At 63.9% G+C, this 11,302-nt stretch carries 8 protein-coding genes; 2 read left to right on the top strand and 6 right to left on the bottom strand.

The window, feature by feature from the left end:
* Positions 1 to 6 precede the first annotated feature (6 nt).
* Both cyoB and cyoA read right to left on the bottom strand, forming a co-directional pair.
* Entirely contained in the window at positions 7 to 2,004 is a 1,998-nt protein-coding gene (cyoB, locus tag O7A61_RS10280) for a cytochrome o ubiquinol oxidase subunit I (protein ID WP_337129683.1), read from the bottom strand.
* A gap of 10 nt (positions 2,005 to 2,014) precedes the next feature.
* Positions 2,015 to 3,196 (bottom strand): ubiquinol oxidase subunit II, encoded by a 1,182-nt coding sequence (gene cyoA / locus O7A61_RS10285; protein ID WP_337129684.1) that lies wholly within the window; start codon positions 3,194 to 3,196, stop codon positions 2,015 to 2,017.
* A 206-nt stretch (positions 3,197 to 3,402) separates the two neighbouring features.
* Here cyoA and O7A61_RS10290 point away from each other — a divergent pair, with 206 nt between their 5' ends.
* Positions 3,403 to 4,725: an MFS transporter gene (locus tag O7A61_RS10290; RefSeq protein ID WP_337129685.1), complete on the top strand. Its 1,323-nt coding sequence runs from the start codon at positions 3,403 to 3,405 to the stop codon at positions 4,723 to 4,725.
* Positions 4,726 to 5,023: 298 nt separating this feature from the next.
* Here O7A61_RS10290 and O7A61_RS10295 read toward each other — a convergent pair whose 3' ends face one another.
* A complete protein-coding gene (locus tag O7A61_RS10295) occupies positions 5,024 to 7,093 on the bottom strand; it encodes an oxidoreductase (RefSeq protein ID WP_337129687.1) in 2,070 nt (689 codons plus the stop codon).
* 223 nt (positions 7,094 to 7,316) lie between these two features.
* Here O7A61_RS10295 and argE point away from each other — a divergent pair, with 223 nt between their 5' ends.
* Positions 7,317 to 8,477 (top strand): acetylornithine deacetylase, encoded by a 1,161-nt coding sequence (gene argE, locus O7A61_RS10300; RefSeq protein ID WP_337129688.1) that lies wholly within the window; start codon positions 7,317 to 7,319, stop codon positions 8,475 to 8,477.
* Between the two features lie 15 nt (positions 8,478 to 8,492).
* Here argE and O7A61_RS10305 read toward each other — a convergent pair whose 3' ends face one another.
* The 3 genes from O7A61_RS10305 to O7A61_RS10315 form a co-directional block, all read right to left on the bottom strand.
* Positions 8,493 to 9,428 (bottom strand): LysR family transcriptional regulator, encoded by a 936-nt coding sequence (locus tag O7A61_RS10305; protein ID WP_337129689.1) that lies wholly within the window; start codon positions 9,426 to 9,428, stop codon positions 8,493 to 8,495.
* A 49-nt stretch (positions 9,429 to 9,477) separates the two neighbouring features.
* Entirely contained in the window at positions 9,478 to 10,968 is a 1,491-nt protein-coding gene (locus O7A61_RS10310) for an aldehyde dehydrogenase (RefSeq protein ID WP_337129690.1), read from the bottom strand.
* A gap of 21 nt (positions 10,969 to 10,989) precedes the next feature.
* Positions 10,990 to 11,302 (bottom strand): DUF1028 domain-containing protein (locus O7A61_RS10315; protein ID WP_337129691.1); only part of this gene is annotated, 313 nt, incomplete at its 5' end.

The raw sequence follows: 11,302 nt of genomic DNA on the forward strand, positions 1-11,302 counted from the left end.
AAACCCTTAGCCTTGAGCGGCGAGGAGCGTCGTCCTCGCCTCTTCCGTCTGCGTGACTTCGGCCGCCGGAATGTGGAAGTCGCGGTGATAGTTGAAGGTGTGGCCGATCGCGGTGGCGATGAGGCAGACGAAGCTCAGCGCCGCCAGCCACCAGATGTACCAGATCAGGCCGAAGCCGAGCGCGACGCTGAAGGCGGCCAGGATGATGCCGGTGCCGGTGTTGCTGGGCATATGGATCGGCTTGAAGCCGGCGAGCGGCCTGATGTAGCCGGCCTGCTTCATATCATACCAGGCATCGTTGTCGCGAATGACCGGCGTGAAGGCGAAATTGTAGGCAGGCGGCGGCGAGGAGGTCGACCATTCGAGCGTGCGGCCGTCCCAGGGATCGCCGGTCGTATCGGCAAGCGCCTCGCGCCTGCGGATGGAGACGAAGATCTGGATCAGGAAGGCGGCGATGCCGCAGGCGATCAGCACCGCGCCGAACGCGGCGATGACGAACCATATCTGCAGCGAGGGATCATCGAACACGCGCATGCGGCGCGTCACGCCCATCAGGCCGAGGATGTAGAGCGGCATGAAGGCGAACCAGAAGCCGACCACCCAGCACCAGAACGAGACCTTGCCCCAGAACGGATCGAGCTTGAACCCGAAGGCCTTGGGCCACCAGTAGGCAATGCCGGCGAACAGGCCGAACAGCACGCCACCGATGATGACATTGTGGAAGTGCGCGATCAGGAACAGGCTGTTGTGCAGCACGAAATCCGCCGGCGGCACGGCAAGCAGCACGCCGGTCATGCCGCCGACGGTGAAGGTGAGCATGAAGGCCACCGTCCACATCATCGGCAGTTCGAAGCGGATGCGGCCCCGGTACATTGTGAACAGCCAGTTGAAGATCTTCGCGCCGGTCGGGATCGAGATGATCATCGTCGTGATGCCGAAGAAGGAATTGACGCTGGCGCCGGAGCCCATCGTGAAGAAGTGGTGCAGCCAGACGAGGTACGACAGGATGGTGATGACCACCGTGGCGTAGACCATCGAGGTGTAGCCGAACAGGCGCTTGCCGGAGAAGGTCGAGGTGACCTCGGAAAAGACGCCGAACAGCGGCAGGATGAGGATGTAGACTTCCGGGTGACCCCATATCCAGATGAGGTTCACATACATCATCGGGTTGCCGCCGAAGTCATTGGTGAAGAAGTTGGTGCCGACATAGCGGTCGAGCGCCAGCAGCGAGAGCACCGCCGTCAGTACCGGGAAGGAGGCGACGATCAGCACGTTGGTGCAGAGCGACGTCCAGGTGAAGACCGGCATGCGCATCATCGTCATGCCGGGCGCGCGCATCTTGATGATCGTGCAGATCAGGTTGATGCCCGACAGCGTCGTGCCGACGCCGGCCACCTGCAGCGCCCAAATATAGTAGTCGACGCCGACATCGGGACTGTAGCCGATGCCGGAGAGCGGCGGATAGGCAAGCCAGCCGGTTCGGGCGAATTCGCCGACGAACAGCGAGGCCATGACCAGAATGGCGCCGCCGACTGTCATCCAGAACGAGAAATTGTTGAGGAACGGAAAGGAGACGTCGCGCGCGCCGATCTGCAGCGGCACGACGAAGTTCATCAGTCCGGTGACGAAGGGCATCGCCACGAAGAAGATCATGATGACGCCGTGGGCGGTGAAGATCTGGTCGTAGTGATGTGAGTTCAGGTAGCCCTCGGAGCCATTGAAGGCGATGGCCTGCTGGAGGCGCATCATGATTGCGTCCGAGAAGCCGCGCAGCAGCATGATCAGGCCCAGCACCATGTACATGATGCCGATCTTCTTGTGGTCGACGCTGGTGAACCATTCGCGCCAGAGGTAGCCCCATAGCTTGAAATAGGTGATCACGCCGAGAAGCGCGATGCCGCCGAGCGCCACCGCGACGAAGGTGGCGACGACGATGGGTTCGTGCAGCGGCAGCGAGTCCCAGGTGAGGCGGCCGAAGATGAATTTGGTCAGCGTATCGGGCATCGGCGATCTCTCACAATTCACGCCGCAGCAGGCCGACGGTCGGCGTATGCGCCTCGGCGCTACGGCTGTCTGTCCCTGGCCGGAGCAGTCCCGCCCCGCGAAGCGGGGACAGGTTCTTCGCCGGCCAATAGGTCGGCCAGGCATCGCGGGAGGCGCGCGAGACGGCAGCGGCCTCTTCCGCCGTGCAGATGCTGGCGACATAGGAGGGATCGTTTCCGAACACCGCGCCGCGCCGGGCGAGCTTGTCATATTGCAGCGGCAAGGTGTTGCGCACACCCGCAAGACCGAGACCACCCTTGGCGTCGATCGACATCATCTCGTTCATGCACATCTTGCCGCGCTCGACGCACAGATTGAGGATCGCGCCATAAAGGGCGGGATCGACGGAGGCGTAGTGGCGGACCGGTTCGTTCTCGCTCGGCTTTTCGAGCTCGAGGTAACTGTCGCGGTTAAGCGCCGCCGACGCGGTCCTGGTCTGTGCCACCCACTGGTCGAAGGCCTGGTCGGACAGGCCGTGGAAGGCAAAGCGCATACCCGAAAAGCCGGCGCCGCTGTAGTTGGCGGAGAAACCGCTATAGGTACCCTGTCGATTGATGACGGCGTGCAGCTTCGTCTCCATGCCCGGCATGGCATAGATCTGGCCGGCAAGGGCTGGAATGTAGAAGGAATTCATCACCGCCGACGAGGTGATCCGGAAATCGATCGGCTGGTTGACCGGCGCCGCCAGTTCGTTGACGGCGGCGATGCCGTAATCCGGATAGATGAACAGCCATTTCCAGTCGAGCGCCACGACCTCGACCCTGAGCGGCTTGTGAAGCTGGGTAACGGGCTGGCCGGCTTCGATCCGGTCGATCCGGCGGTATGGGTCGAGCAGGTGGGCGCCAAGCCAGGTCAGCGCGCCAAGGCATATGATGATCAGCAGAGGGGCTGCCCAGATCACCAGTTCCAGTTTCGTCGAATGATCCCAGTCGGGCGCATAGGTCGCCGAGGTGTTGGATTGCCGGTAGCGCCAGGCGAAAAAGACAGTCAGCGCCATGACCGGCACGATGATGATCAGCATCAGCAGGGTCGAGACCACCAGCAGGTCGCGCTGCTGGGCCGCCACATCGCCCGCCGGCGCGAGCACGACCATATCGCAGCCGCTCAACAGCCCGGCCAGGGGAAGCAGAAGCAAGGCTCCAAATCGTTTCATCAGACGCTGTCCTCGATGGACCGCCGCAACGCGTTGGGATGTTGCAGTGCGGTATCGATCAAGGGCTACTGCCGGCGGCGGCGTGGTGACATTGGACAATTTGTCCAATGCCCAGCCCGGGTGGGTCTGGCACAGTGTGCAGCGCACAATGGGATTGCCGCAGTTGGGCCCCAAATATTTCATTCCACGCGGTGACGACGGACAAGATGGCTCATACTTCGACTGGCGAAACAGACAGCGGGCTGATCGGCTCGGACCACGGCCAGGTCAGCGCGGGCGATATCGCGGTCGGCGTGATCGTCGGCAGGACGTCGGAATTCTTCGACTTTTTCGTCTATGCGATCGCGTCCGTCATCGTGTTCCCCAAGCTGGTGTTTCCAACGCATGATCCGCTCGTCGGAACGCTGTACTCCTTCGCCATCTTCGCGCTGGCCTTCATCGCCCGTCCATTCGGTTCCGTTCTGTTCATGGCCGTCGACCGCGCCTACGGTCGCGGTGCGAAACTGACGATCGCGCTGTTCCTGCTCGGCACCTCGACCGTCGCCATCGCGTTCCTTCCCGCCTATGGCGATATCGGCGTGCTTGCGATCTGGCTTCTGGCGCTGGCCCGCATCGGGCAGGGCGTGGCGCTTGGCGGGACGTGGGACGGCCTGCCCTCGCTGCTGGCGCTGAACGCGCCGCGGAACCGGCGCGGCTTCTACGCCATGATCCCGCAACTGGGCGCGCCGATCGGCCTCATCGTGGCCAGCGCCCTCTTCGCCTTCTTCGTCGCCAATCTGTCGGCCGACGACTTCCTTGCCTGGGGCTGGCGCTATCCCTTCTTCGTCGCCTTCGCCATCAATGTCGTGGCCCTGTTCGCCAGGCTGCGCATTGTGGTGACGCCCGAATTCTCGAAACTATACGAGAGCGGCGACCTGCAGCCGACGCGCATAAGGGACACGATCAGGGCCGAAGGCCGCAACGTCATCGTCGGCGCATTCGCGCCGCTGGCGAGCTTCGCCCTGTTCCACATGGTGACGGTGTTTCCACTCTCCTGGGTATTCCTGTTCACCAATGAGGGACCGGCACGCTTCCTGGCGATCGAGGCGGTGAGCGCGCTGTTCGGCATCGTGGCCATCGTCGCGTCGGGCCCACTTGCCGATCGTGTCGGACGCCGTGCGCTGCTCGGCGGTTCGGCGATCGCCATCGCGACGTTCAGCGGCTTTGCCCCGCAGCTTCTGGATGGCGGTACCGTTGGCGAGATCCTGTTCATGGTGCTGGGCTTCATCCTGCTGGGGTTGAGCTTCGGGCAGTCGTCAGGCGTCGTCGCATCGAGCTTTTCGCGACACCATCGCTATACCGGCTCGGCGATAACCTCGGATCTCGCGTGGATGTTCGGCGCCGGCTTCGCGCCGCTCGCAGCTCTGCTGCTGGCCGGCAATTTCGGCCTCATTGCGGCGGGTGCCTACCTGCTCTCGGGCGCGGCCTGCACCTTGCTTGCCTTGTGGATTGATAGACGGCGTTCGGCCGCGGACCGTGCGGTAGACTGAACACTATAAATGGCGGGAAGGGCGCCGTCACGCTCCTCCATGTCGAGCTGGACGGGGCCAGACCTGCCTCGTCATCCACAGTCAAGGACCGGCGCCGGAGACCGGCGCCGAGGTCGACCTGCGGGCCGAACCCGGGCATCTGCATTTCTTCGATCAGGAAGGGCGGGCGGTCTGATCTGCCGCGCCCCGGCGGTTCTACGGCATGTCGCGGCGAATAGGATTCGCCCGACCTGCTGTAGGCTTCTGATTTTATGCATGTCGTTGTCCCGGAACCGAGAACACTTCCGGGCAACATGCATTATTCCGCCGCCAGTGCGGCGACTTCCCGCCGAAACGGCAAGGCGTCGCCGATGTCGGGTTCGTCCAGTTCGCGGGCGAAGCGATGGCCGGCATAGGTTGCCCAGGCGATGGGTCCCGGTGCTTCGGCATCGCCGATGACCTTGACTGAACGGATGCCGGCGTCGGCCCACTCGCTTTCCCGGGCCTTGAGATTGCGCCAAACGGCGTCGTCCTGATTGCGCGACGTGACAAGTACGACGGCATCGGCCGCCAGATCCTGTTTCGCGCCGGTGTAGACGCAAGCCGTCACGACACCGCCCGAAGCGATACTCGTGACGGTCCTGTTGAGCACGATATCGACCCCGAGTTCAGCCAGGCGGCGGTGAATGGCCCCTTGCTCCAGCGTGTTGCGGGTCCAGTCCGAGACATAGGCCGATGGCGTCACCAAGGTCACCTTCGTTCCCTGACGCGCCATCAGCTCGGCGAGAACGCCGCCCATGTAATAGTGGTCGTCGTCGAACAGCACGACGTTGCCATCTGGAACCTTGCCGGCCATCAGATCGTCGGGTGTAAGGACCGGCATCGCGGCGTCGATCGGCATCGGCACGACGTGGGCACGCGCGACGCCATCACGGCGCCAGGTCGATCCGGTGGCGATGGCGATGTTCTGGAAGCCGAAGGACAGGATGTCATCCGCCGCCAGCCGGCTTTCGAAATAGATGTCGACATCAGGCATCTGGCCGAGCTGATACCGCCGATAGTCGCGCACCCTGCCCCAGGCCGACAGGCCTGGAAGTTTGCTTTCGCGCGCCACACGGCCGCCGAGCTCGGTGCCGGCTTCCGCGATGGCCACTTTATAGCCGCGCAGGCCAAGCGCACGGGCAGCCTCCAGTCCGGCAGGCCCGGCGCCGACGATCAGCACGCTGTCGCTGTCGCCCTTGGCCTGCATGCGCTCCGGATGCCAGCCCTTGCGCCATTCCTCCATGAAGGTCGGGTTCTGCGTGCAGCGCGAGATCGACATAGTCATGTCGCCGGTGATGCAGATGTTGCAGCCGATACATTCGCGGATGTCCTCGATGCGGCCCTCCTCGACCTTCCTCGGCAGGAAGGGATCGGCGATCGACGGACGGGCGCAGCCGATGAAGTCGAGCGTTCCCGACCTGATCATCCTGACCATCACGTCGGGTGAAGTGAAGCGGCCGACGCCGACGACCGGTTTCGAGGTGAGCTTCTTGATGCCCGACACCAGGCTTTCCTGCGCCGCCTCGTCCTTGAAGCGCGACGGGCCCGAGCAATCCTCCCAGGCGCCGTGCGCGAGATCCCACAGGTCGGGCAGTTCGGCATGCATCTCGATCATGTCGCGGAGTTCCGAATTGGCGAAGCCGAGCTCGCCGATCATCTCGTCCAGCGACAGCCTGAGCGTCAGGCCGCACGTGTCGCCGATCGCGTCGCGCCCTTCCTCGATCAGCTCGCGCATCAGCCGCGAACGGTTTTCCAGCGAGCCGCCATATTCGTCGACGCGCTGGTTGGTGGCGGTCGACAGGAAATGCTGGATGATGCCGAAGCCGTGCGCGCCATAGAGGCATACCAGGTCGAAACCCGCCTGCTTCGCACGTTTGAAGGCATTGCGGTGCCAGCGGCGCAAATCGCGAATATCCTGCTTGTCCATGGCGCGCGCCTGAACCGGATCGTTGGTGAAGGTGCGGATCGGCAGGGCCGACGGCCCGCGCGGCACCTCCTTGCTGTAGAGGTTGGGGCCGTTGATCCCGGAATAGGCGAGCTGGATGCCAGCCAACGCGCCGTGCTCGTGCATGGCCTTGGCCATCTTGGCCAAAGCCGGGATGTCGGCGTCATCCCATAGCCGCAGTTCGATGAAGGGCGTGATCTCGGAAGTGTGGTGCATTTCCGTCTGCTCGGTGAAGATGACGCCCCAGCCCCCTTCGGACTTGACGCGGCGCATCTCTGCCGCGGCGGACGGATCGCGATAGCCGCCGCCATTGCAATGCGGAACCTGATAGAAGCGGTTCTTGGCCGTCACCGGGCCTATCTTCATCGGCTCGAACAGGATGTCGTAGCGTGGGTCGCGCATGGTGCTTCCTCCGGGCCGGCTCAGCACTCCCGGTGCTGCCTAAACTACTCATAAATTGGAGCCGGCGCGGGAAAACTACGGATTTCTTCTGTGCCGATTAGGACGCGCCTAATCGCGGCACTGGGCCGGATTAGTCTGTGTTGAACCGGGGCTGAGCGAAATGCGACTTCAGAGCATCGGCGGCATGATGCTAGACAGCCAGGACCCTACCGAGAGACAGAAAATGGACACTATCAGGATCTTCGAACGGCTGATCGCTTTCCCGACGGTGAGCCGCGACTCCAACCTCGACCTGATCGGCTATGCGGCCGACTTGCTCGAGGCGAGCGGCGTTGCCTGCCAGATCGTCCACAGCGCGGACGGGCACAAGGCCAACCTCTTTGCCACCATCGGCCCGGCCGGCAGGCCCGGTGTCATGCTGTCCGGCCACACCGATGTCGTCCCCGTCGACGGCCAGAACTGGACGCTGCCGCCTTTCGAAATGACCGAGCGCGACGGCAAGCTTTACGGACGCGGCGCGGCGGACATGAAGGGTTTTGTGGCCTCCGCGCTCGCCGCCTGCATCAGGGCTTCCAAGATGGCGCTTCGGACGCCGTTGCATCTGGCGCTCTCCTATGACGAGGAGGTCGGCTGCCTGGGCGTGCGCGACCTGATCGAAATGCTGAGCGCGGCGCCGCAACGCCCGCGGCTATGCATCGTCGGCGAGCCGACCAACATGCAGGTTGCGACCGGGCACAAGGGCAAGCTTGCCGCTCGCGCCGTCTGCAGGGGACGCGAAGGCCATTCGGCGCTCGCCCCACTGGCGCTCAATGCCATCCACCTCGGCTGCGATTTCGTGCGTGCCTTGCGTGACGAACAGGAACGATTGGCCCGCGACGGCGCCCGCGACGGGGACTACGACATCCCCTACACGACGGTTCATGTCGGCAAGATCGATGCCGGCGTCGCGCTCAACATCGTGCCCAACCTCTGTCAGGTCGATTTCGAGATCCGCAACATTGCCGCCGACGATGCCGCCGGCATTCTGGACAGGCTGCGCGACGCCGCGGCCCGCATTGCTGAGGACGCCGTTTCGATCGCGGCCGAGGCCGCAATCGAAATCGAGATCACCAACACCTATCCGGGCCTCGACACGCCGGCCGCATCAGAGGCGGTGGCCTTCGTCAAATCGCTGACCGGCGCCAATGACACGATGAAAGTCGCGTTCGGCACGGAAGGCGGATTGTTCAGCCGCGATCTCGGCACGCCTGCCGTCGTCTGCGGACCTGGCTCGATGGCGCAGGGACACAAGCCGGATGAATTTGTCAGCGTCGAACAGCTGCGGCGTTGCGACGGGATGATGGACAGGTTGCTCGAACGGCTCACGGACGGCTGGCCGTCGTGATCCGCACGGCAGCCCTCACTTCACGATGCGTTCGGTTCCGAAGACGCCCTGCTCGACGACGAAGCGACGACAGTGGTCGATGAACGCCTGTACCGTCAGCGTGCGATGCTCTGCGTTCGGCAAGGCAATTCCTATCGTGAGCGGCCTGAGGTCGCCCAGCAGAGGCACGAAGACAAGCAATTTGCCGTCCGGCGACATGGTGTTGAGCGGCCGCATATTGGCGATGCCGTAGCCGAAGCCGTTAGCGACCATCGAGCGCATCACGGCGATGTCGCCGGTGCGCTCGACGATCTTGGGCCGCAGGCCCCTGGGCTGGAAAGCCGACAGGAAATATTCCCTGCTGTAGGGCAGATCAAGCAGCACCATCGGCTCATCGACCAACTCCTCGGGCGTGATGCCTGCCCTCGCCGCCAGGCGATGCGCGGCCGGTAACATCACATAGGCCGGCAACTGCATCAGCGGCTCGAAGGTCATGTCCTGCGACAGTTCCAGATCGTAAGTCACCGCGGCATCTATCTCGCCACGCTGCAGCATCTCGAACAGTTGCCCCTGGTTGCGCTCGAATTGCCGGACGCGCACATCGGGATAGGCATCCTCGAATTTCTTGCGCAGCGCCGGCAGCACGATCTGCGCGAAAGTGAGCAGGCAGCCGATCGCCAGCGGTCCGCGCACCTTTTCGGCGATATCGCCGGCAATGTCGTGCAGCGCGTCCGCGTCGTTGAGCAGGCGCGCGGCTTCCTTGAGGAACAGGCGCCCGCCTGCGGTCAGCGCCAGCGCATGCGAATGCTTGCGCACGAAAAGCTGGACACCGAACTCGGCTTCGAGCTGAGCGATCGACGCCGAGATTGACGGCGGCGAGACATTCACCTGCTCGGCCGCCTTGGCGATCGAACCCGCTTCGCCAACGGCGACGAAATATTCAAGTTGTCTGAGCGTGAAGCGGAGGGGCATGGTGGCTATGTTGCCGGTTTGCAGCCGGTGATCAAGCCGCGGCCGATTCTCAATACTTGATCCAGGTGGTCTTCAGCGCGGTGTATTTGTCGAGCGCATGCAGCGACAGGTCGCGCCCGAAGCCGGACTGCTTGAAACCGCCAAAGGGAGTCATCGGGCTCAGCGCATCGACCGTGTTCACGGAAACCGTGCCCACGCGCAGCCTTTCCGCGAGGCGATGCGCCCGCGACAGGCTGTCGGTCCACAGCGATGCGGCCAGGCCGTAGACGCTGTCGTTGGCGATGCGAAGCGCTTCGTCTTCGGTGTCGAAGGCGATCACCGACAGGACCGGACCGAATATCTCGTCGCGGGCAAGCGGGTCGTCGGGCGAGACGTCATCGAAGATCGTGGGCTGCACAAAACTGCCGCGCCCGTCGACGGCGACCCGGTCGCCACCAGTCACCAGCCGTGCCGACTTCTTGCCGCCATCGATGAAACGCATGACAGTCGCGGCGTGGCGCGCGTCCACCATCGCACCCATCCTGGATACTGGGTCGAGCGGATCGCCGGGCTGGGTCGCCGCTGCCCGCCGCACCAGTTTCTCGACCAGCGCATCCTTGATGCCGCGCTCCACCAGAAGCCGGGAATTGGCCGAGCATACCTGCCCCTGGTTGAAGAAGATGCCGAAGGCGGCCATGTCGGCGGCCGCATCCAGATCGCCGCAATCGGCGAACATCAGATTGGGGCTCTTGCCACCGGTCTCCAGCCAGACCTGCTTCATGTTCGACTGGCCGGAATATTGCAGGAACATCTTGCCGACAGCGGTCGATCCGGTGAAGGCAAGGCAATCCACACCCATATGGCGGCCAAGCGCCTGGCCGGCCGTCTCGCCGAGGCCGGGTACCACATTGAGCACGCCCGCCGGCAAGCCCGCCTCCATGGCGAGTTCGGCCAGCCTGAGTGCCGAGAGAGGCGACTGCTCGGCGGGTTTCAGCACCACCGAATTGCCCACGGCCAGCGCGGGCGCGCATTTCCAGGTTGCCATGTCGAGCGGAAAGTTCCATGGCACGACGGCACCCACGACCCCAAGCGGCTCCCGCCGTGCCAAAGCGAGGTCACCCCACCCCGTCGGCGCCACCTCGTCATAGGTCTTGTCTATCGCTTCTGCATACCACTGGAAGATCGCCGCCGATCCCGGCACGTCGATGGTCGCGGCGTCCTTGACAAGCTTGCCCATATCCAGTGATTCCAGCAGCGCGAGCTCCTGCACGTTCTCGCGCAGCAATTCCGCCAGCCGCAGCAGCACCTTCTTGCGATGCTGGGGGCTTGCTCGCGACCAGACGCCGGCTTCGAAGCTGCGGCGCGCGGCAGCGACGGCAAGGTCGATATCCTCTTCGCCGCAGGAGGCCACCTCGGCGAGCGTTGCTCCCGTAGCCGGATTGATGCTGGTGAATGTTCGGCCTGAGCGCGCGGGCATCGTTTTGCCGTCGATGAAAGCCCCGTCGCGAAAACGGATCGCCGACGCCTTGGCGATCCAATCCTTATGACTGAGTTCGCTCATGCTGGCTCCAGATTGTCGGGACTACTCGTCACCGGGAACGCCGTAGCTCGGCGCGCCAGACGGATTGAGGGCGCGCGTGACATAGACATCAAGCTGGGGCTTGTAGATATCCCACAGCGTCGCCAGCTGCTCGATCGGACACTCCTCGCTCCAGTCGCAACGCAGGTCGGCGACGGGCCATGAGACATCGCGCACCAGTTTCATGCCGGCGGAGCGGACAGGTCCCGCCTCGCCGCCGGCCCTGAGCGCGGCCCGCATGGTGGCGATCAGCCGGTCGCCTAGATCGCCTTCGGAGGCGAGAAAGGCGTCCACCATGGCTTGCGGAACCCTATCG

The sequence above is a fragment of the Mesorhizobium sp. Cs1321R2N1 genome (assembly GCF_037179725.1).
GTDB classification, from domain to species: domain Bacteria; phylum Pseudomonadota; class Alphaproteobacteria; order Rhizobiales; family Rhizobiaceae; genus Mesorhizobium; species Mesorhizobium salmacidum.

What these genes read in the sequence shown, in the direction of transcription:
- cyoB (WP_337129683.1), bottom strand. Translation starts at nt 2,004, where the DNA reads ATGCCCGATACGCTGACCAAATTCATCTTCGGCCGCCTCACCTGGGAC.
- cyoA (WP_337129684.1), bottom strand. Translation starts at nt 3,196, where the DNA reads ATGAAACGATTTGGAGCCTTGCTTCTGCTTCCCCTGGCCGGGCTGTTG.
- O7A61_RS10290 (WP_337129685.1), top strand. Translation starts at nt 3,403, where the DNA reads ATGGCTCATACTTCGACTGGCGAAACAGACAGCGGGCTGATCGGCTCG.
- O7A61_RS10295 (WP_337129687.1), bottom strand. Translation starts at nt 7,093, where the DNA reads ATGCGCGACCCACGCTACGACATCCTGTTCGAGCCGATGAAGATAGGC.
- argE (WP_337129688.1), top strand. Translation starts at nt 7,317, where the DNA reads ATGGACACTATCAGGATCTTCGAACGGCTGATCGCTTTCCCGACGGTG.
- O7A61_RS10305 (WP_337129689.1), bottom strand. Translation starts at nt 9,428, where the DNA reads ATGCCCCTCCGCTTCACGCTCAGACAACTTGAATATTTCGTCGCCGTT.
- O7A61_RS10310 (WP_337129690.1), bottom strand. Translation starts at nt 10,968, where the DNA reads ATGAGCGAACTCAGTCATAAGGATTGGATCGCCAAGGCGTCGGCGATC.